Below are 19919 nucleotides of genomic sequence, written 5' to 3'. Positions count from 1 at the left end.
GCCCGATTTCGGAATTTTTTGGAATTTTTCGGCCCTCGTTTCAGGACTTGCGCCGGCTCCGCGAGCAAACTCAGCTCCATGCAGCAGTTGAGGTCCTGAGAGCGATGAAGAACGAAGCAATGCAACTGAAAAATGCTCATGTATTAACCGCGAAAATCGTAGGCGGGAGTGACAGCTATGTCGCCGAGCAGGGATCTGTCTATCGCTCGGGAGTCTCGGCGGAGAGCGTCGGATCCAGCATCCTGTGGCTCGGGATGATATCGCTACCCGCAGGGAGACGAACCAGCGCCCATCACCATCAGGGACACGAGACGGCCCTGCTTATGACCGCAGGCAAAGAGATCGAGATTTGGTCGGGGGCCGGGCTCGAACGGTGCGAAAAGGTCTTCCCCGGCGACTACCTATTCATTCCGGCCGGCGTTCCGCACGTGGCCGTCAATCGCAGCACGGAAACCGCCGAGTTCCTCGGTGCCCGCAACGACCCCGCAGCGAACGAGAGCGTCGTGCTGATGCCGGAACTCGACGACATCGTACCCTAATCAGGCCGGGAGGTGCGCTATGGCCATCATTAAACAACGTCTGGCCGCTATGGGTCTGGAACTGCCCGAGCCTCTGAAAGTGCGCGAAGGGCTGCATATGCCTTTCGCCTGGGTCCGGGTGCGCGGCACGCGCGCCTACATCTCGGGTCACGTCGCGTGTAACCGGGATGGGACATTGGCAAGGCCCCTCGGCAAGGTCGGGACCGAGGTTTCGCCGGAGCAGGGTTACGCGTCAGCGCGGCTCGTTGCCCTGGCCCATCTCGCGAGCCTCAAGCGGGCTGTCGGGAACCTCGATCGGGTTACGGCCTGGCTGCGCGTCTTCGCCATGGTGAATGTTGCTCCGGGATTCAATGAGACGCCGCTTGTCACAAACGGTTATTCCGACTTGATACTGGAGCTGTACGGGCCTGACGCTGGCGCTCACGCCCGCTCGTCCATCGGCATGGCCATCCCTTTGAACGCGCCCGTAAACTGCGAAGCGGAAGTGGAAATTGACGGGTGACCGCTTAGGATCGATCTTTAACCGTCTTCGAATCCCAAGGCCGTCTACAAAAAGCGTAGCGTCGTCGAGCGCATGTTCTGCCGCCTCAAGGATCGCCGGCGCATCGCTTGTCGGACGCTAAGCGGCGCGGTCGATCGCTACCCACTTGCAGATCAGAGCGACCCGGGCCGGCCCCACAGGCCCAGGTCTCCTGAGACGATTCGGCGTTGCACGTTCTCCAACTGAATCCCTGAGGCATGGATGCTGCGACGACGCGATTGCTTAAGAAACGTGGTTGAACACGATCATTTTGTCGTCGGCCATCTCTTCCATCGTCCAGGGAATGCCGCCGACCCCGTATCCCGACTGCCGGCGCCCTGCAAACGGCATCCAGTCGGTCCGGAAAGCGGTGTGGTCGTTCACGAGCACAGCCGACGCATCCAGACGCTTCGCCGCCCTCAGCGCAACTGCCATGTCGGAGGAAAAGATGCTCGCCTGGAACGCATATGGCAACGCGTTGGCAATGCGGATTGCCTCGTCAAGTTCGCTGTAACGATATACGCAGGTCAGTGGTCCGAAAACCTCGAGACGAGATACCCTGGCGTCTTCGGGAGGATCAAGAAGGACCGAAGGCAGGAGGGTGGTCTCTGACATCCGCCCTCCTCCGAGCTGCCTGGCGCCGGCGTCAACCGCTTCCTTGATCCAGCTCGCGACACGTTCGGTCTCGCGTGGCAGGATGAGCGGTCCGACCTCTGTCTCTTTCAGTGTCGGATCACCGACACGAAGGGTGCCGACCTTGGCGGCGAGAGTGTCCGTGAACGCGGTCAGAATGTCCTCATGCACGAAGAGACGCTGCGCGGACACGCAGACCTGCCCGGCATGATAATAGCCGCCTTTGACAATGGCGCCGACGATCACGTCGAGGTTTGCGCTGCGGTCAACGATGACGGGCGCCGCCCCGCCGTGCTCGAGCGCGCATCTGGTGCCTGGCGAAAGCTTGCTCTTGAGGTACCACCCAACTTTCGCAGAGCCGATGAAGCTTAAAAACGCGACGCGGTGATCGGTTGCGAACGCTTCGGCAAGCGCATTGTCCTCCGTAACGAATGTCTGACACCACCGCTCATCGAGGCCGGCTTGCCAGAGCAACTTGGCAATCTCCACGCAGGAAACCGGCGTCGTCGCCGCCGGCTTTATGATCACCGGGCAACCGACGGCGATTGCTGGCGCGATCTGGTGGATGACGAGATTGAGCGGATGGTTGAACGCCGAAATCGCCGCCACCACGCCCATCGGCTCCTTGGTGGTGAAGGCCCATCGATTCGTGCTGGCAGCAGTAAGTCCCATCGGGATTTCCTTGCCGCCGAAGTTACGGAGTTCGTCGGCCGCGTTGACGAGGCCGTCGATCGCGCGTGTAACCTCAATGACCGCATCCGTAAGCGGCTTGCCGCCCTCGCGAGCGATCATCATTGCAAAGCGGTCACGGTTCTCCTCCAAAAGCTCCGACGCCTTTCTCAGGATCGCCATCCTCTGATGCGCTGGCAGCCAGGCATCGCGGTCGGCGAAGGCTTTCGCGGCGACAGAAAGCTTGTGATCGAGAGCCGCGGCATCGTCGGCCGGGACTTCCGCAATGAGTTCGCGATCAAACGCCTGGTAAACCTTCAAGTTGAGCGGCATCTCAGATCTCCAATATCGCGGGGAGCCGTTCACGGAGCTCCTTCACCAGCACCCGTTCGTTTTCCGAGTAGTCGACCGGGACGGTCACCAGATGCACGCCGCCGCCGGAGAACGCATTTTCGAGAACCTGTTCGAACTGGCCGATGTCATCGACCCTGGTCCCGCTCGCACCGTAGGACTCGGCATATTTTACGAAGTCGGGATTTGCGAACGTCATGCCGAAGTCAGGGAACCCGTCGACGGCCTGCTTCCAGCGGATCATTCCGTACGCACGGTCCTCGATGACGAGGACGACGAGGTTCAGTTTCATGCGCACCGCCGTCTCGAGTTCCTGGCTGTTCATCATGAATCCGCCGTCGCCGCAAATCGCCATGACACGGCGATCGGGGTGGAGCATCGAGGCGACCATGGCCGAGGGCAGCCCTGCTCCCATCGTGGCAAGCGCGTTGTCGAGCAGCAGCGTGTTCGCCATCTTCGTCCGATAATTCCGGGCAAACCATATCTTGTACATGCCGTTGTCGAGCGCGAGGATGCCGTCGTGCGGCATCACCTCACGGATGTCGTGGACAAGGCGCTGGGGCGTGAAGCGGTCCTCGGTGGCGCGGGCCGCGATGCGCTCGAGGATACGCTCCCTGAGGTGGAGCAGTGCCTGGGCGTTCGGGAGCCGGCCTTCAATGCGATCGGCAAGCGCCTTAAGCGACGGCCCGATGTCGCCGATCACCTCCGACTGTGGAAAATAGACCTGTTCGACGGTCGCCGGCTGGTATCCGACATGGACGACATGAGGGCCGCCCTTACCCATTATGAACGGCGGCTTTTCGATCGTATCGTGGCCGATGGTAATGATCAGGTCGGCCTGCTCGATGGCCTCATGGACATAGTCCCGCTCCGAAAGCGCGGCCGTGCCCATATAAAGTTCGGTCCCGCCTGGAACCGTGCCCTTGCCCATCTGGGTCGTGAAGAACGGGATGCGGGTGCGCAAGACGAACTGCGCAATGTCGGACGTCGAGCGCGGGCGCGAGGCAGCGGCGCCGAACATCAGCAGCGGACGTTTCGCTGCAGTGATGAGGGCGGCGGCGCGATCAAGCGCCGCATTGCTTGCGGTCGGCAGCTCGAGCTGATGTGGCGCGACCATGGCCATCGGCTGACATTCCTCGGCGGCGATGTCCTCCGGGAGCTCCAGGTGAACGGGGCCTGGCCTTTCCTCCTGCGCAATCCGGAACGCTTCCCTGACCGTCGTCGGGATCATCTGCGGCGATACGATCTGCCTTGCGAGCTTGGTAAGCGGCTTCATCGAGGCAACGACATCGACCACCTGGAACCGGGCCTGGCGAGACGACAGGATACCTTTCTGACCGGTAATCATCACCATCGGCATCGCGCCGAGCAGCGCGTATGCCGCACCCGTCGAAAGGTTCAATGCACCCGGCCCAAGCGTCGCCAGGCACACCCCCGGTTTTCCCGTCAGGCGGCCGTAGGTCGCAGCCATGAACGCAGCCGCCTGTTCGTGGCGGGTGAGCACCAACTGGATTGACGATTTGCGGATGGACTCGACGACGTCGAGGTTCTCTTCGCCGGGAATGCCGAAGATACGGTCGACACCTTCGTTCTCAAGTGCGGCCACGAGAAGATCAGAGCCTTTGGTCATGGATGGGTGCCTGTGCTGGTTGGCGTGTCAATCGGTCGAGGGTTCCAGGATTGGAAGACGGCAACCCTGAAGATAGGCGCCTTTGCGGCGTAGTCCAATCGGATTTGGCGCCGGTTCTGGCGGGGCGCCATCGGCTCATCGATTGTTGCCTTCAACGAGAAAGTCTGTCGCGACGGCGCCAGGCAGCTGATATTCTCCCCCAACCTTGGAGATCAGGCTCGGGATGAAGCCGGGCGGGAAGCCGATCTCGATTCCCGGTCCGCCCGATCCGGGCTTCGCGAGGCAGAACGGCGACGGCTGGCTGCGTCGACAGGTCATGCGCCTGCTGAGCTCCAGCATTAGGAGAAAATCTAAACGCCCCCCAAAGGATCGACTATTCGTTTCTCTGCGTGACAGCGAACGGCGGGCAGCTCGGAAACATCACCTCCCTGATCGAGGGGGGTCAAATCCGCCCAGTGATGGACGGATCTTCCCGTTCGAGAGGAGCAACGAGGTGCTGGGACTGCGCCGAAACGGGTCGGTGCGGCGAGCAGCACTAAAATGCGGCGTAGCTGCGCCATAAAACATAAAGGCTGACGCAGAAGACGACCCACCGGAAGATCTGGGCAAGTGCGTTTCGATGGGTTGCCAGCCGACTGGCGGCTATGGTGCCGACAATTCCGCCACCAATGCCGCCGGCAATAAAGTATCCGGCGGTCAGCCAATCGACAAAGCCAGACGCGGCATAGTTTGCGGCCGTCATCAGACCGAAAGTGCCAACAGCGAGAAGTGACGTGCCGACCGCATTGATGAGGGGCATGCCGGTGGAGAGTAAGAGGCCCGGGACGATGAGGAAGCCACCGCCTATTCCGAAAAAGCCCGAGCTCAGTCCGGTTGCAAGCGCAACCAAGCTCGTCTTCCCATGCGTCCGGGTCGTCAGCGATTGTGCTGTGACATCTGCCTGGCTCCTCGTCTTTCGCATGACAACACTGACGAACATCATCAATAGGCCGAACATGAAGAGCAGGCTTTGCCCCTCGGCGATCTTTCCAAGGCTCGAACCCAAATAGGCGCCGAGTGAACCGGTGATCGCGAAGATAACAGCGCATCGCCACCACACATGGCCCTTAATGGCATGACCGGCCAGGTTGAGGTAGGCGTTGACCGAAACGCCAAGGGCGCCGGTCCCGATCGCCATATGAACATCGCGCATCCCGACGACGTAGATCAACAGGGGCGTGGCGAGGATCGACCCGCCTCCGCCAATCAGACCGAGCGTACATCCGATCAGCGATCCTGAACCGATCGCGAGTAAAAGCTGCTGGAGAGAACCATCCACTTCGTTACGAACCCCAGACCGATCCTGGCAGCGCGTCGAGCGGGATCTTCAGATAACGCCGGCCATTTTCCTCGGCCTGAGGCAATTCCCCTCCACGGATATTGACCTGTAGCGCATGCAAGATGAGCGTTGGCATCGGCAATGTCCTGTCGCGGGTCTCTCGAAGTCTGATGAAGTCCCTCTCTGATTGGCCGGCCACGTGCGGGTTTTTTTCCTTCTGGTCCGCCACCGAACTCTCCCACAGAGCCTGGCGCCCCCCCGGCATATAGTCATGCCCGGTGAAGAGGCGGGTTTGGTCGGGTAGGCTCAAAATGTCCTGAATTGAGTGCCACAGGCTGGCTGCACTGCCGCCTGGAAAATCTGCGCGGGCAGAGCCGCTATCGGGCATGAAAAGTGTGTCGTGAATGAACGCTGCATCGCCGATGACATAGCTGATCGACGCCAATGTATGTCCTGGCGAATGCATGACGCGGGCTTGCAATTCACCGATGTTGAATGTCTCGCCGTCGCAAAACAGCCGATCCCATTGTGAGCCGTCGCAGGCGAGATCCGGCCAGTTATAGATCTGTTGCCAGATCTTCTGCACTTCCGTCACATGCTCGCCGATCGCTGTCGGCGCGCCGGTGTGTGACTTGAGATAACGTGCAGCCGAAAAGTGATCGGCATGCGGATGGGTATCCAGAATCCACTCGAGCGTCAGATCGTGGCTGTTGACATAGTCAAGGATACGGTCCGCATTTGTCGTTGCTGTCGAGCCAGACTTTTCGTCAAAGTCGAGCACTGGATCGATGATGGCGCATTTACGCGTACTCGGGCATGCAACGACATACTGGATACTGCCCGTGCGAGTATCGTAGAACCCAGCGACTTCAGGCTTTCGCATAGGCTGTGCCTTCTGTGGCTGCGGCTCGCGGAAAGAATCTAGCCCGGTGTGGATCGACGTCGTAGTCGGATTCGAAGGTCGTTGCGTCGGCCGCGATCTGCGCCACTGAATCGAGAATGAATTGTACCTTCTCGTCCGGCAGCAGAACGCTGAAATTCAGCCGGATGAAGCCGGGTTTCTTGATCTCCTCTCCGAAGAGAATGGCTTGCCTTATCTCCTCGGACTGCTGGTCATCGATCGACAACAGTCGATGGACGTATGGTCCGGCACAGGCGCAGCCACCACGGGCCTGGATACCAAACCGGTCGCTCAGCATGCGCGTGATCAACTGCTGGTGGACATACCCGCCCTTTGCGTTTTTCACCCGGAAGGAAAAAATCGGCAGCCGGTCGGGGTCGGATAGACCGAGGAGCTCCAGTTGCGGCACGTCCTTCCAAGCGCTGAATGCACGCTGCGCAAGCTCGCGATTGCGCCTTACCATCGTATCAAGCCCGATCGCATCCTTGACGATGAAGGCCAGCGCGGCACGTATGTCGCCGACCACGTTCGGCGTGCCGGCTTCCTCGCGGGACTCAAGACTGTCACTGTAATCATGCGTCTTCGGCGAGACGAACTTCACCGTCCCGCCGCCTGGCCACGACGGTTTATTCGTCGAAAGCGCGTCTCGACGGAGGATCAAGATCCCGGAGGCGCCGGGACCGCCGATGAATTTGTGAGGTGAGACAACGATGGCGTCGATCTCCGCATCAGCGGCGGGCGACATGGAAATCGGCACGTAGGGGCCTGCGCCCGCGTAGTCCCAAATCATCTTTGCACCGGCAGCCTTCACCATCGCTGTGATTGTCGCGACATCGCTGGTGATGCCTGTGATATTCGATGCAGCAGACAGGCTGCATATCGTCAGATCTGGCGATCCGTCCCGCAGCGCCTCTTTGAGAAGGGACAGGTCAGGCCCGCCGGACCCATGCTCGGCGATCTCAACGATCTCTGCTCCGCTCTCCCGCCAGGGCAGAATATTGGAGTGATGCTCATAGGGGCCGATAATGATCCGGGGGCGCTTGCCCGCGGCGGCAGCTTCGGCAACACCGAACAGCTTGACGAGGCGGTTGATCCCCGACGTCGCGCCGGAGCCGGTGAAGATCACGGCATGCCGTTCGGTGGCACCGCAGAACCCGCCGATCAGCGCGCGTGCCTCCCGCCGCATCCGGGTCATGAAACCTCCGCAGTAAGAAGCTTCCGTGTGACTGTTGGCGTAATAGGGAAGCACCTCCTCCAGGACGAAGTGCTCGATCTGATGGAGTGCGCGGCCTGATGCGACATAGTCGGCGTAAACCAGGTCCTTTTCCCCGTAAGGCCCGGCTATTTTCGCGGTCGCGCCGACGAGTCCATCTCTAAGTTCGGCAGTCACGCCTGCATTTCTCAGACTCTGGCGGAACCTGGAAAGAGGGGTTTCGGTCTGACTTGTCGCTGGGCGAACGGCTTCCACGGTCATTCTCCTTGGCTCGGGATATTGACACAGATTGTAATCTGCTCCACCGTGAGAAAAATCACTTATTTTCTGCCAATTTTCGCAAAAGACGTGTCACATGATCGATACTTTAAATAAAGTCGACACATTTGATATGAAGATTTTGACGGCCATGCAGATCGACGCGAACCTCTCGCAGCGTGATTTGGCGGAAAAGGTCGGACTGTCTCAAAATGCTTGCTGGCGGCGGCTCCAGCGCCTCCACTCGCTCGGTCTGATACGTGGATCGCACAGCGATATCGACCTCCAAGCGCTTGGGCTCGACCTGACCGTCTTCGTGATGATCCGCACTCGCCACCATTCAAAGGAGTGGAGTGAAAGCTTCCGTGCTCATGTCGAACGGCTGCCGGAGGTAATCGATTTCTATCGGATTGGTGGGGAGTGGGACTATCTGATCAAGGTCGTGACGAAAGGCATGTCCGGCTACGATGCGTTCTATCAGAAGCTGATCACGAATTTCGACCTTGCGACGGTGACAGGCTTCTTTTCAATGGAAGCGATCATCAACAATCGTCCAGTGGATCTGAGTAAACTGCGATGAGCGAGCAGGTGCAATGACGACCGCCCCTTGCAGCCTGCCCTGCTTGCGGGCACGCCGCTCGCCGTGTCGCGCGCAACTGCCGTCGCCACGCCGTGCCGCAGTGCCGCCGGTCAATTGCCCGATCCCGCCTTCGCAGGCCGCCATAGGCGGCAAGTAGAGCGTGGCCCGAAGCGCGACGCCCCTGTAATTCAAGAGTTGCGAAGTTTGGTCTATCCCAAGTGGATATGCCGGAGGTACGCCATGACCAATGCCACGGTTTTCATCAGCAATCGCAGCCAAGCGGCCCGGCTTCCTAAGCCTGTCGCCCTTTCCCGAAGACGTGCATCAGGTCGACATTCTCAAGATCGGCCGCAGCCGGTTGCCTTATCGGTTAATTGCGCCAGCTGCTGTGCGTGAGCAACTCGTTCGACTGAACTTGACCCGGTGCACCTTCCTTGCTCTCTTGAAGTCTCAGGCCGCTGTCGTCAGCGTCGACCTGCGGCTATGCGAGACTGATGATCTCGCCGCGCCGGTGTCTGTCAGTGCCAATTGGAGAGCGGGAAGTGAGACCATATACTGCGAAGCTCGAGGATGCCGGTGCCGTCCCGGTCTATGAAGATCCCGCCGACCTAGATCATCAAGTCGACGAAGTTGGAGGGGAGAGATAGGTGGCGAAAACACGGGCGACATCGAGCAGTATCGGCTCCCCTGCACGGCTCTCGTTCCCAATTGCGGAAAACCGCAGCCAGGCGCTGGGCGAGATCCACGCGCGCCCGTTCGTGGCAGTTACGTGCCCGCGGGTGATCCTTCAACTGGCTTTTTTGATGGAGTCTGGCCAAGCCAGCCATCAAGAGGCAATCGAGGATCTTGCACGCTCCCAAGGGGCGGCGGTGCCAGATCGAGCCTCTAGACATTGCGCAGTGCAATGGGGCCAAGGGACGTTGCGCTGGGAAAGACATACGGAGTTCTCGACATGGTTCTGGGACGGGCCTGCAGCGACGGAATTCGGAGGAGCCATTCCACGTCATCCCTTTGGAGGGAACTTCCGCGCTCCAGGTAGCCTAATCTCAGGTATCCGGCTCGAGATTTGGCCGGAGGGGGCAGCGGCAGAAAACGCGCTGGCGTTATTTGACATCGCAAGTCTGTGTCGAAGCCGCGTTCGCGGTGGTATGGCGGAGGTCGCCACCGATTTTCGGCAGGATGGCGATGGTCTGACCCGCATGTTGCTCATCGACCGCGGTCTCACCGACCTCGGTCGCGGCGCCACGGTGCAATGCCTCCTTGACATCGAAACCTACCGCACTCTTGCAACACTGGCTCTACCTCTGGCCCAGTCATTATCCCCAGAGATACGGCAGATCGAAGAATCTCTGGGCGCAGTCACACAGGAAATGAGGGGCCAGGTGTGGGAGAGCGCCGATGGAATGCTGACCGAAATAACGAGGCTGGCATCGGAACTAGAGGCAAACGCGGCCCAGTCGCTTTATCGGTTCGGAGCCAGCAAAGCCTATGACTCGATCGTAAGCGAACGTATCGCCTCGCTCGGCGAGGAGCCGATTGCCGGCGAGACATTGGGTTCCTTCCTGGAACGGCGGCTTGCCCCGGCCATGCGCACGTGCAAGTCGCTCGAAGAGCGCCAGGGAAATCTGTCGCTCAAGCTTTCGAGGACGACAGATTTGCTGCGCAGTTGGGTTGACGTAGGTCTCGCACGCCAGAACACCGCACTCCTTGCGTCGATGGATCGACGAGCAAAGCTTCAGCTCCGGCTCCAGCAAACGGTTGAGAGTCTCTCGGTCGCGGCCATTTCCTACTATATCATAGGCCTACTCAGTTACGCAGCGAAGGCCTTGAGCCATGGCCTCTCCGAGACAATGTCATCCGTTGCATTGGGAGTGTCTGTACCCGTCGTAGTGGTCTTTGTCTGGATCTTTGTTCGAAGTGTGAGGCGCCGGCACGCAGACTCTTAGAGGGCTGATCGGGCCAAACTAGCCGCGACGTCCAGTTTCTCCTGCGATTGGAACCGGAAATTTCAAGCTCCCGCATGCCACAAAAAGGATCACCTGCGGTCGGCGGCGCCGCTGTTGTACGCGATGGTGGCGCGACCCTGTCCCCCACACGCAGGAGCGGCTGGTGGAGATGACCAATGGCTGTATTTGTTGCACGTTACGCGATGCCTGCTCAATGAGGTGCGCGGCTGAACAGAACCGGTTCGCCTACCTATTGATTGAATCGAGGGGTATTCCGGAGCCCCTGCCGATTGCAGCGACCTTCGATTTCCGCGACGAGAATGGCCGGAGCCTTTCGGACTGTCGACGCTTGACACAATGGTTATGGATGGCTCGCCGTTTTGGGATGCACCGCCCAATGCCCGGGTTCAAAGATTAGTGGAGGAGCTGAAGCACCCTCTGGTTGCTGACACCGTTAAATAGGCAGCAATGCACTTCGATTATCAATGTCGAATGCTAATTAACGTCGGCACATTTAGTCGATTCGGAAGGGCCGAGGTTTTCCCTATCAGGAGATTCAACGCCATTGATGTCGTCCACAATCACAATGACGGAAAGCCTGTTTTCCGACCTGCGTGGTTGATTGAGAATTCTTCTCGACCTCGTACGAAAGGGGCGGTCTTGCATGACCGGCGTTTCAAACAATCTGTCCGCGCGCAACCACCGGCCAGATCTCCGGCTGTTGGAAGCCGTCGCTCACCACCACGAGACGATCAACCATATTGGAGACAACGCAAGCGTGATTGGGGACGATGCGGACTTGGTCACCAACATTCAGGCCAATTAGCCCGTCGGCAACCAGCCGCCCGTGCTCTTCAGAAAGCTGATCTATTACGATATCGTCCCGACCGACCACATGTCCGTAACCAGAAAGTCCAAGCAGATCGGAGGTAAGCACCTTCGAGCCGGCGTCGATAATTGCTCGATTGCTTGATGGAACCGACACAACTGTAGCCAGCACCGTCAGCGCGCAGTCTTCCCAACCGCAGGCACCGCGTGAAACGAGCGATCGATCGTTATAGACGTAGGTGCCCGGTCGGTATTCCGTTGTTACGGGCGCTTCGGCTGCGTCCATCATTGAAGGGGTTCCTCCGGAGGTAATCACCGGGACTGCGAGGCCACTTGCCTCAATGCGAGCTTTCGCTTGCATCATGAAGCTTTCAACTGCCTCAGCGCCGTTCACCGGGGGGTATGTCATCAACCCACCAAACACGAGGCCGGGTGCGGCGGCGATCTTATGCGCGAGCAACAACGCCTCCTCCGGGCTTGCGACGCCGCAACGGTCTGCGCCTGTATTGCATTCGACAAGGACCCTGAGCGGCGTTGGCTCACTTGCAAAAGCGGACGAGAGTCCATCAATGACAGTCTCGTTGTCGGCAACAACACTCAACGCGACCTTGCGGGCCAGGATTTTCAAATGCTTCAGTTTTTCCGCACCCAGAATGTTGTAGGTGATCAGAACATCCCTAATCTCCGGGCTGCCCGCAATCATAGCTTCCGCTTCAGATAGCTTCTGGCAGGTGATGCCGATCGCACCTGCCCGCAACTGCATCTCTGCAATGGCGGGAAGCTTATGCGTTTTGATATGTGGCCTCACCTTCAAACCATGTGCATCCGCATAGTTCTGAAATCGACGGATATTGCGATCAGCAATATCCAAATCGACCAGAACGACGGGTGTATTCAGCCCATGAAATGACATCGTTGCCATGCTCAAAAGTGCTCCACTGAGTGCTGATCGAACTCGTCTGAATCTGAACCGCGCTTCTCACCATACATCATCCCTTGACAATCTATGCATCTTGGCGCTCACTACGTCAATCCGATAAAGCGGACTCATGTCCGATATATTGGACATCAAAAGAACGAACTGTTCATCAGGGGAACATCATGACCATCTCACTGCGCACCAGCGCGCTCTCGCTGGCCACCGCTTTCGTCCTTTCCGCAATGCCGGCCGCTGCTCAAGAGGCAAAGAGCAGGCTCGATGAAGTGTTGTCCCGTGGCCATCTGGTCATGGGTACCGGCAGCACCAACGCGCCTTGGCACTTCAAGAGTGCCGACGACAAGCTCCAGGGCTTTGACATCGATATGGGCCGCATCGTGGCCAAGGCGCTCTTCGGCGATCCCGACAAGATCGAGTTCGTCAACCAGTCGTCCGACGCCCGCATTCCGAACATCACGACCGATAAGGTGGATCTCACCTGCCAATTCATGACCGTCACGGGCGAACGCGCGCAACAGGTTGCTTTCACGATTCCCTACTACCGCGAGGGCGTGGGCCTGATGCTGAAGTCTGATGGCAAGTATGCAGATTATGCTGCACTTAAGGCTGCGGGCTCTTCCGTGACTGTCTCAGTGCTGCAGAACGTCTATGCGGAATCGATGGTTCATGCCGCTCTCCCGGAAGCGACCGTGGACCAGTATGAATCGGTGGACCTCATCTATCAGGCGCTGGAATCCGGCCGCGCCGATACGGTTGCGACGGACCAGTCCTCGCTTGCCTGGTACATGACGCAGAACAGTGGCCGCTACAAGGACGCGGGCTATGGCTGGAATCCACAAAGCTACGCCTGCGGCGTCAAGCGCGGCGATCAGGACTGGCTGAACTTCGTCAACACCGCCCTGCACGAAGCAATGACCGGTGTCGAGTTCGATTTCTATGCCAAGTCCTACAAGACTTGGTTTGGCAAGGATCTCACGCCGCCGCAGATCGGTTTTCCGGTTGAATATAAGTAAAATCGTCTAGGACGGAAGGTCTCCTTCCGTCCTTTCCTCGCCCTTGATTGCAGGACTGCGCCATGGGTTATACGCTTAATTTCGCCGCCGTCTGGCGCAGCTTCGATCAACTCCTGGAAGGCTTGCTGCTCAGTCTCGGCCTGGCTTTCGTTTCCATCGCCATCGGTGCAGCGCTCGGTCTGCTCGTTGCCTTTGCATTGACATCGAAAAGCGGCTGGGTGCAGAGACCGGCAGCGCTCTATGTCACGATCATTCGGAATCTGCCGATTCTCGTCCTCGTTCTCTTCGCCTTCTTTGCCCTGCCGCAGCTGGGCGTTCGGCTCGGCAAGATCCAGAGCTTCATCGGCGTGCTATCGATCTACTCCGGCGCTTATCTTGCGGAAGTGTTCCGGGCCGGATTGCTGTCTATTCAAAAAGGCCTGACGGAAGCCGGTCTTGCGATCGGGCTGACGCCGACGCAAATTCGGGTCTCAATCATCACACCACTTATGCTGCGCAATGTATTGCCATCGCTTTCTTCGACGATCATCTCCTTATTCAAGGATACCTCGCTCGCAGCCGCAATTGCCGTGCCGGAGCTGACCTTTGAAGCGAGGAAGATCAACGTCGAGAGCTTCCGCGTCATCGAGACCTGGCTTGTCGCCTCGGGCCTCTATGTTGCAACCTGCTCTGTGCTTGCCGCGCTGATGCGCGTCGTCGAGCGCCGCCTTGCCGTTCCGAGGTGATGCCCATGGCAAGCATTTCTCCTTTTCTCGACCAGCTTTGGATTGCCCGCTTCGTTATCCTGAAGGGGCTCGGCGCCACAGTTTCAATCTCGCTGCTTGCGATCATCGTCGGGTCACTGCTCGGAGTTCTTGTCGGGCTGGCGCTCGTCTACGGCAATCGCATACTGCGGCTGATCGTCCGAGCTTACACGGACTTCATCCGAGGAACACCGGTTCTGGTGCTCGTCCTGGCAAGTTACTATGTGCTTTCGACCGTCGGAATCGAACTCGGCCCATTCCAGGCAGGTGTGCTCGCCTTGGCAGTTTTCTGCTCCTCACATGTCGGAGAAATAGTACGCGGCGGCCTGCAGGCCATTCCTGTGGGCCAAACCGAAGCGGCAAAAGCGATCGGCCTCACCTTCGGACAAACGTTTGCCTATGTCCTTTGGCCGCAAGCGTTGCGTCAGTTCCTACCCGCGTGGGTTAACACCGCGGCAGAAATGGTCAAAGCCTCGACGCTTCTTTCGGTGATCGGAGTGGCCGAATTGCTGTTGCGAACGCAGGAGATCATCTCGCGTAATTTCATGAGCCTCCAGTTCTACTTCTTTGCGGGGCTTCTCTACTTTGTAATCAATTACGGCATCGAGCGTTTCGGCAAATATGTCGAGCGCAAGACAGCCGTACCGTCGTGAGGGCTCAACCATGAGCAAGGTACTTCTCGAAATTCAGGGGCTCCACAAACAGTATGGCGCGGTTGAAGTGCTGAAGGGCGTTGATTTGACCATGCACCAGGGCGAGGTCATCTCGATCATCGGCTCGTCGGGCTCCGGCAAAACAACAATGCTACGCTGCATCAACATGCTCGAAGAATTCCAGGGCGGGCGCATCCTTCTGGAGGGTGAAGAGATTGGCTACGAGCAGTCAGGTGGGATCCGCAAACGCAAGAGCGAACGGGATATCGCGCGTCAACGTGCGCTGACTGGAATGGCGTTCCAGCAATTCAACCTGTTCCCGCATATGACGGCCGCCCGCAATGTCATGCTCGGCCTGGTGAAGGTCAAGAAGATGCCGCGCGAGGAGGCGCGCGCCATCGCGGAAAAGTGGCTCGAGCGGGTGGGTCTCGCGTCTCGTGCCGATCACTACCCCGGCCAGCTCTCCGGTGGACAGCAGCAGCGCGTTGCGATTGCCCGTGCCATCGCGATGAACCCGCGCCTGATGCTGTTTGACGAAGTCACGTCCGCGCTCGATCCGGAGCTCGTCGGCGAAGTTTTGCAGGTTATCAAGGGCTTGGCGGCCGATGGTATGAGCATGCTGCTCGTCACCCACGAAATGCGCTTTGCCTACGAGGTTTCCTCCCGCGTGATCTTCATGAATAAGGGTGTGATCTGTGAGGAAGGACCTCCGAAAGAGATGTTCGTAAACCCGAAGACCGAGCGGCTGGCCGAGTTCCTGAAAACGTCCAGTTTCAACTGACGGGAACCAGGTGATCGAGCATTGCTTTCCAAAAAAGAAAGAGAGATCGTATGACTATCAAGCGCTACGGCGTCGGAGAAACCGGGGCTGGCGGACAACCCCTGCCCTTTGCCCGCGCCGTTGAGGCTAATGGCTGGCTTCACGTATCGGGCCAGGTGCCGATGGAGAAGGGCGAAATCATCGGCGGGGGCATTATCCCCCAGTCCCGCAAGGCAATCGAAAACCTGATCGCCATCCTGGACGAGACCGGCTATGGAATCGAGGACGTTGTGCGTGTCGGTGTTTGGCTCGACGATCCGCGCGATTTCTGGAGCTTCAACGGGGTCTATGCCGAGTACTTCGGGAAAAACCCGCCAGCGCGCGCTTGCGTCCAGTCGCGGATGATGGTCGATTGCAAAGTCGAAGTGGACTGCATCGCCTATCGTGCCGACAGGACGTGAGGTCATGGGATGCGGCCCTGTACGGGTCGTGTCCGACATCGAACGAGGTAATTATGGCCGACAGCGCAGAGGACATCACATCGCGACGCATGCGTGGGCTTGATCGCGCCTTCGAGATTCTTGAGTTTCTGCGGGTCAAGCGTCAACCGATGAGACCAAACGAGATCGCCGTTGAAATTGGTGCTCCCCGCTCCTCGGTCTATGAGTTGGTCAATCTCCTCTTGCGCCACGGCATGCTCGACTACCAAGGCGGCGATGGGCGGGTCTTCGTTGGGCGGAAGCTGTATTTTCTCGGCACGGCTTACGCCGATCAGTTCGATCTGATGCGCGAATCCGAAGAGATGCTGGTGCGTCTTGCCACCGAAACCCGTGAGACAGCGCAGATGTGCCTATTGGAGGGCAACAAATATACCGTGGCGATGATGCGGGAGGGAATCAGGCCTTTCCGGATTTCGTCCAACATTGGCGAGTTAGTGCCGATCCCATGGACGGCCTCTGGACGGCTCCTCGTCTCACATCTGACAGACAGCGAAATTCTCGATTTCATCCCAGCAGATGACTTTGTGCTGCCGAATGGCAATCCCCTTGATCCGGCGAAGTTCATAGCCGAGGTTAGACAGGCGGCGATCGACGGCTATTTTACCTTCAATAGCGCGGTTGAGAATTTTACCCATTGCTTTGCCGCTCCGGTAAAACAGGTCGACGGCCAAGCGGTAGCAACTCTTTGTCTCGTTGCGCCAAAGGAAGACGGATTGCGCAATCGTACGCAGTATCTCGAGAGCCTTCTTGCGGCTTCGAACGAGATCTCGGAGCGACTTGGCTTCAGCGCGACTCGCGCTAGGATGGCGAGATAGTGGGATGCCTCGGGATCAGGACATTCCCAACAACGTGAGGCGCGCATAATAGCTCTTTAGGACGTATTCAGACTTTTTTGTTACGAAGACGTAAGTCTGCTTCTTGAACCGGAGAGTCGATGATGGGCGTCGCGACGCTAGAGGACGTCGATCGTCAAATCGGCAACGGATTTAGGCTGCTACGTTTTACACCAACCGTTGAGGCGGCTTTCCTTTGCGACTATGCGGCAAGCCGGGTCAGGCTCGCAGCCATCTGGGCTCTGATCGGCACGCTGATCTACGATATGGTGTTCTTCGGCGACGCCACGATGATGCCGGATGTGTTCTCCGAACTCGTTGCGGTGCGGTTTGGAGTTTTCACGCCATTTGCGTTGTTCAGCGTGCTGGCCTTGAGGCGCTGGCCGACCGCACGGAACTACGACTTGCTATCCATTGCCGTCGCGTTGCTCGGCGTTCTTTTGCCGATGTCGGTCGCGGTCTACAGTCATAGTCCCTACTTGTTCGTCTACCAGAACGGCAATGTCGCCGCATTCCTGTTTTTCGTCATCGCGCTGCGGCCGCGCTTTGCGACCATCGTGCTCGGCCTCGTGCTGATGTGCACCGTGCAATTCACGACGACGAAGTTGAACGGGTCCTTTGATGCGGTCACCTATACCGGAATTGTCACCTTTTACGTTACCCTCGCCATTTTTCTGGCGATGAGTGCCTATTTCATGGAGCACAAGGATCGGATGAATTTCCTCCATCAGCTGCGCGGCGGCCTGCTGCATGCTGAGCTGGAGCGCAAATCGGAGCGCGATGAACTCACCGGCCTTTTCAACCGCCATTCGCTGGCGCGGAATCGCGATACGATCTGGTGCGGGGGAGATGCCGCCGCTTCGGTCGCGGTGATCATGCTTGATATCGACAGGTTCAAGCTCTTCAACGATGTTCACGGCCATATCGACGGCGACGACTGCATCCGCGCCGTCTGCCGGTGCATTTTGCGCGAAGTGGCAAGTGCGGGCGAAACCTTCCGCTTCGGCGGCGAGGAGATCCTCGTGTTGATGGCCAATGCCGACCGCGATGCGGCACAAGCGATGGCGGAAAGGACAAGGGCGGCGATAGAATCCCTCGGTATCCAACATCGCGGGCTCAGCGACGGACACGTCGTCACAGCCAGTCTCGGCGTGGCTTATGGCAAAACGTCGGAATTCTCGCTTGAGGACCTGATCAAAGGCGCCGATGCTGCGCTCTATGACGCGAAGCGGAACGGCAGGAACACCGTTTCGATGTTCATGGCCGCAATGGCGGATCGTTCCGGAGAAGCCAAAGGGACGATGGAGACAGCGCTTCTGACTTGTTGACCAGCTGACGGCTAGTTGATTCGTTCTTCCGGCGACTTTGCGCGCCCGAAAAGCGGGTCACCGAGCACCCCCGTCGTCCCTTTCTCACCTGCGGTCACACGGAGCCGCGCTTGCAGTTCAGAACAGTTAAAGGTGAGCTTGCCCACTCGCACGTGATTTTGCCCCGAGGATAAAATCAAACACCGGTTCAGGCTGTCCCGGCATCGTCGACGCTAAAACAGCGGGCGTTCTCGCGGCTATCTCCACGTGCTCAGCAAGCACCGCCGGCGACATGCCAAGTGCCCGCGCGAAGGGGTGACGCGGCCCTATCATCAATCGGCGAAACAATGCGGCGGCGCGTCCGGCATGACGTACGGTTGCGTCATGTTTACCCTCGCGGATTTTCACACCCGCCGCCGAAACCAGAATTAATCCCTTCAGGAGCATGCGCATTGCACTGCCGCGTTCCGCTACCTGCCAAAGGCCTTCCCAAGCCTCATGCGCCTCCCAGTAATAGCCGTGATTGAAGAGATCTTCGCCCCAGGCGAAGGCGTCAGAATCCAACGATGCCTTTGCTGCGAGGGGCAAAGGTCCGACATGATAGCTGTGCCCCGCGGGATCACGCACCGGATGCGGCTGCCGACCCGGCAGATAAGCATAGTCCGGAAAACTTCTTTGCGGCAACAAACGAGGACGTTTCACAACACCGATAGCCGAAGCGGATGACATAATGGCAATGACCATGGTCCCATATAAACCTGTTGCCAAGTCTGTTTGCAAATCGGCCGAGCGCTTCTGGTCCATGATGCTTGCGACGGAGATGACGGAAAAACTTTGGACGAAGAAAGAAGCGGGCACGGTGCGAACTGTTTCCGTGATCTGACCGGATCGCTCAAATGGAGAAATACGTATCCACTCGGCGTGGTTCGAACACTGCCGTCGTCTTCTGCAGTGGCGACGGTCATCCTTGATATAATTCATCCTCGGAGAGAGGTGGCTCATCCGTCAGGCCACCATCAGCGGGGTCCTTGCGGTCGGCCAAATTGCTCAATCGAACAACAAGTCGGGAACGGCAGGCCCTGTCACAGCGTTTTCAAACGAGCGAGCCTGATCGCTATCAAAGCGTCTTGCCGTCGCGCGCGTATAGTCGCCTCAAACGGAGGTAAGGTCATGGCGCACAAGCAAGTCCTGTTTTCATCTGATCACACTCGACCGCACCCGGCCTTTGCGCGCGGCGAGAAAAAAGGAGAGCTTTCACATGACATCCTTGGACGATAGAAGACGGGCGCTTGAAGACAAATACATTCTCGACCTTGAGCGATCACTGAAGGTTCGGGCCCGCCGAAACCGCCTGTTGGCAGAATGGGTTGCCGCTGCAATCGGCCGAAACGACCTCGAGGCTTATGTGGATGAGGTTGTGGCAACGGCCCTCGCCTCACCGGAAGATCAGGATTTGCTGCGGAAGATTGTCGTGGACTTCAATGCCGCCGGCCAGGCTGCCGATGAAGCATTCATTCGCGAAAAGATGCACGACCTCATGTACACGGCTGCCGAAGCCATGGAGAGCGAGGCCGCAACGCCCAGCTAGCAGACGACCGACGTACTGTATGCAGGCGTCAGGGAGCAACCGAACTGGCTGCGATGTCCTCGATCGTCCGCAAGGCCTCGCCGCGTGCGATTGTCTCGGTCTCTTTCGCAGCCTTTGCCGCCACGGCAAAGATTCGGCTGCTTTCGCGCGCATAGTCCGTGATCATTTCTGCTGAGAAATCATTGAAAACGTCTAATGC

At 58.5% G+C, this 19919-nt stretch carries 19 protein-coding genes and 2 pseudogenes; 14 read left to right on the top strand and 7 right to left on the bottom strand.

Translation table 11 applies throughout. The features are described 5' to 3' along the window. The first annotated feature begins 104 nt into the window (after positions 1–104). Both BN1800_RS27640 and BN1800_RS27635 read left to right on the top strand, forming a co-directional pair. Complete coding sequence (locus BN1800_RS27640) at positions 105–539, top strand: cupin domain-containing protein (protein WP_087002036.1); 435 nt, start codon at positions 105–107, stop codon at positions 537–539. A 19-nt stretch (positions 540–558) separates the two neighbouring features. Further along, positions 559–1041, top strand: a complete 483-nt coding sequence (locus tag BN1800_RS27635; protein WP_087001988.1) for a RidA family protein — start codon at positions 559–561, stop codon at positions 1039–1041. A gap of 261 nt (positions 1042–1302) precedes the next feature. Here BN1800_RS27635 and BN1800_RS27630 read toward each other — a convergent pair whose 3' ends face one another. After that, positions 1303–2694: an aldehyde dehydrogenase family protein gene (locus BN1800_RS27630; protein WP_027509163.1), complete on the bottom strand. Its 1392-nt coding sequence runs from the start codon at positions 2692–2694 to the stop codon at positions 1303–1305. Position 2695: 1 nt separating this feature from the next. Beyond that, complete coding sequence (locus BN1800_RS27625; protein WP_027509162.1) at positions 2696–4342, bottom strand: acetolactate synthase large subunit; 1647 nt, start codon at positions 4340–4342, stop codon at positions 2696–2698. Positions 4343–4544: 202 nt separating this feature from the next. Here BN1800_RS27625 and BN1800_RS42865 point away from each other — a divergent pair. Next, positions 4545–4904 (top strand): annotated as a pseudogene (locus BN1800_RS42865) (hypothetical protein); the annotation flags it as partial. Here BN1800_RS42865 and BN1800_RS27610 read toward each other — a convergent pair. The 3 genes from BN1800_RS27610 to BN1800_RS27600 are packed head-to-tail and all read right to left on the bottom strand — an operon-like array spanning position 4878 to position 8035. Next, complete coding sequence (locus BN1800_RS27610) at positions 4878–5660, bottom strand: sulfite exporter TauE/SafE family protein (RefSeq protein ID WP_087001984.1); 783 nt, start codon at positions 5658–5660, stop codon at positions 4878–4880. The pseudogene BN1800_RS42865 and the gene BN1800_RS27610 overlap by 27 nt on opposite strands. A 4-nt stretch (positions 5661–5664) precedes the next feature. Then, entirely contained in the window at positions 5665–6543 is an 879-nt protein-coding gene (locus BN1800_RS27605; RefSeq protein WP_087001982.1) for an MBL fold metallo-hydrolase, read from the bottom strand. Next, positions 6530–8035 carry an aminotransferase class V-fold PLP-dependent enzyme gene (locus BN1800_RS27600; RefSeq protein WP_087001980.1) on the bottom strand — a complete coding sequence of 502 codons (1506 nt, stop codon included), beginning with the start codon at positions 8033–8035 and terminating at the stop codon, positions 6530–6532. Before BN1800_RS27600 ends, BN1800_RS27605 begins: the two co-directional genes overlap by 14 nt. Before the next feature lie 94 nt (positions 8036–8129). On the opposite strand from BN1800_RS27600, the gene BN1800_RS27595 reads away from it, so the two are divergent. The 3 genes and pseudogenes from BN1800_RS27595 to BN1800_RS27585 all read left to right on the top strand — a co-directional run. Then, entirely contained in the window at positions 8130–8612 is a 483-nt protein-coding gene (locus BN1800_RS27595) for an Lrp/AsnC family transcriptional regulator (RefSeq protein ID WP_087001978.1), read from the top strand. Between the two features lie 677 nt (positions 8613–9289). Next, positions 9290–10558 (top strand): DUF3422 domain-containing protein, encoded by a 1269-nt coding sequence (locus BN1800_RS27590; RefSeq protein ID WP_179213906.1) that lies wholly within the window; start codon positions 9290–9292, stop codon positions 10556–10558. 107 nt (positions 10559–10665) lie between these two features. Then, positions 10666–10910, top strand: a pseudogene (locus BN1800_RS27585) (GTP-binding protein); the annotation flags it as partial. A 324-nt stretch (positions 10911–11234) separates the two neighbouring features. Here the strand turns inward: BN1800_RS27585 and BN1800_RS27580 are convergent. After that, the gene (locus BN1800_RS27580; RefSeq protein WP_027509156.1) at positions 11235–12299 is read right to left on the bottom strand and encodes a D-TA family PLP-dependent enzyme; all 1065 of its coding nucleotides are present in this window, start codon (positions 12297–12299) and stop codon (positions 11235–11237) included. A gap of 188 nt (positions 12300–12487) precedes the next feature. Here BN1800_RS27580 and BN1800_RS27575 point away from each other — a divergent pair, with 188 nt between their 5' ends. From BN1800_RS27575 to BN1800_RS27545, 7 genes are all read left to right on the top strand, one after another. Next, positions 12488–13336, top strand: a complete 849-nt coding sequence (locus BN1800_RS27575; RefSeq protein ID WP_027509155.1) for a transporter substrate-binding protein — start codon at positions 12488–12490, stop codon at positions 13334–13336. A 62-nt stretch (positions 13337–13398) separates the two neighbouring features. Next, on the top strand, positions 13399–14061 hold the full coding sequence (locus tag BN1800_RS27570; RefSeq protein WP_027509154.1) for an amino acid ABC transporter permease: 663 nt from the start codon (positions 13399–13401) through the stop codon (positions 14059–14061). Continuing rightward, on the top strand, positions 14061–14732 hold the full coding sequence (locus BN1800_RS27565; protein ID WP_375714142.1) for an amino acid ABC transporter permease: 672 nt from the start codon (positions 14061–14063) through the stop codon (positions 14730–14732). Before BN1800_RS27570 ends, BN1800_RS27565 begins: the two co-directional genes overlap by 1 nt. 10 nt (positions 14733–14742) lie before the next feature. Next, positions 14743–15513: an amino acid ABC transporter ATP-binding protein gene (locus BN1800_RS27560; RefSeq protein WP_027509152.1), complete on the top strand. Its 771-nt coding sequence runs from the start codon at positions 14743–14745 to the stop codon at positions 15511–15513. 50 nt (positions 15514–15563) lie between these two features. Continuing rightward, complete coding sequence (locus BN1800_RS27555; protein WP_027509151.1) at positions 15564–15953, top strand: RidA family protein; 390 nt, start codon at positions 15564–15566, stop codon at positions 15951–15953. Positions 15954–16006: 53 nt separating this feature from the next. Beyond that, entirely contained in the window at positions 16007–16807 is an 801-nt protein-coding gene (locus BN1800_RS27550; protein WP_027509150.1) for an IclR family transcriptional regulator, read from the top strand. A gap of 119 nt (positions 16808–16926) precedes the next feature. Continuing rightward, complete coding sequence (locus BN1800_RS27545) at positions 16927–18153, top strand: GGDEF domain-containing protein (protein WP_244564670.1); 1227 nt, start codon at positions 16927–16929, stop codon at positions 18151–18153. A gap of 126 nt (positions 18154–18279) precedes the next feature. Here BN1800_RS27545 and BN1800_RS27540 read toward each other — a convergent pair whose 3' ends face one another. Next, positions 18280–19134, bottom strand: coding sequence for a DUF309 domain-containing protein (locus tag BN1800_RS27540; protein ID WP_244564669.1), 855 nt, complete (start codon positions 19132–19134; stop codon positions 18280–18282). A 256-nt stretch (positions 19135–19390) separates the two neighbouring features. On the opposite strand from BN1800_RS27540, the gene BN1800_RS27535 reads away from it, so the two are divergent. Continuing rightward, a complete protein-coding gene (locus tag BN1800_RS27535) occupies positions 19391–19720 on the top strand; it encodes an ATPase inhibitor subunit zeta (RefSeq protein WP_087001972.1) in 330 nt (109 codons plus the stop codon). Positions 19721–19919: the final 199 nt, after the last annotated feature.

The organism is Rhizobium sullae, from assembly GCF_900169785.1.
GTDB classification, from domain to species: domain Bacteria; phylum Pseudomonadota; class Alphaproteobacteria; order Rhizobiales; family Rhizobiaceae; genus Rhizobium; species Rhizobium sullae.
This window is presented reverse-complemented; position numbering and strand designations above follow the sequence as displayed.

What these genes read in the sequence shown, in the direction of transcription:
- BN1800_RS27595 (WP_087001978.1), top strand. Translation starts at nt 8,130, where the DNA reads ATGATCGATACTTTAAATAAAGTCGACACATTTGATATGAAGATTTTG.
- BN1800_RS27580 (WP_027509156.1), bottom strand. Translation starts at nt 12,299, where the DNA reads ATGTCATTTCATGGGCTGAATACACCCGTCGTTCTGGTCGATTTGGAT.
- BN1800_RS27605 (WP_087001982.1), bottom strand. Translation starts at nt 6,543, where the DNA reads ATGCGAAAGCCTGAAGTCGCTGGGTTCTACGATACTCGCACGGGCAGT.
- BN1800_RS27600 (WP_087001980.1), bottom strand. Translation starts at nt 8,035, where the DNA reads ATGACCGTGGAAGCCGTTCGCCCAGCGACAAGTCAGACCGAAACCCCT.
- BN1800_RS27635 (WP_087001988.1), top strand. Translation starts at nt 559, where the DNA reads ATGGCCATCATTAAACAACGTCTGGCCGCTATGGGTCTGGAACTGCCC.
- BN1800_RS27630 (WP_027509163.1), bottom strand. Translation starts at nt 2,694, where the DNA reads ATGCCGCTCAACTTGAAGGTTTACCAGGCGTTTGATCGCGAACTCATT.
- BN1800_RS27560 (WP_027509152.1), top strand. Translation starts at nt 14,743, where the DNA reads ATGAGCAAGGTACTTCTCGAAATTCAGGGGCTCCACAAACAGTATGGC.
- BN1800_RS27535 (WP_087001972.1), top strand. Translation starts at nt 19,391, where the DNA reads ATGACATCCTTGGACGATAGAAGACGGGCGCTTGAAGACAAATACATT.
- BN1800_RS27640 (WP_087002036.1), top strand. Translation starts at nt 105, where the DNA reads ATGAAGAACGAAGCAATGCAACTGAAAAATGCTCATGTATTAACCGCG.
- BN1800_RS27565 (WP_375714142.1), top strand. Translation starts at nt 14,061, where the DNA reads ATGCCCATGGCAAGCATTTCTCCTTTTCTCGACCAGCTTTGGATTGCC.
- BN1800_RS27550 (WP_027509150.1), top strand. Translation starts at nt 16,007, where the DNA reads ATGGCCGACAGCGCAGAGGACATCACATCGCGACGCATGCGTGGGCTT.
- BN1800_RS27540 (WP_244564669.1), bottom strand. Translation starts at nt 19,134, where the DNA reads ATGAGCCACCTCTCTCCGAGGATGAATTATATCAAGGATGACCGTCGC.
- BN1800_RS27545 (WP_244564670.1), top strand. Translation starts at nt 16,927, where the DNA reads ATGATGGGCGTCGCGACGCTAGAGGACGTCGATCGTCAAATCGGCAAC.
- BN1800_RS27625 (WP_027509162.1), bottom strand. Translation starts at nt 4,342, where the DNA reads ATGACCAAAGGCTCTGATCTTCTCGTGGCCGCACTTGAGAACGAAGGT.
- BN1800_RS27575 (WP_027509155.1), top strand. Translation starts at nt 12,488, where the DNA reads ATGACCATCTCACTGCGCACCAGCGCGCTCTCGCTGGCCACCGCTTTC.
- BN1800_RS27570 (WP_027509154.1), top strand. Translation starts at nt 13,399, where the DNA reads ATGGGTTATACGCTTAATTTCGCCGCCGTCTGGCGCAGCTTCGATCAA.
- BN1800_RS27555 (WP_027509151.1), top strand. Translation starts at nt 15,564, where the DNA reads ATGACTATCAAGCGCTACGGCGTCGGAGAAACCGGGGCTGGCGGACAA.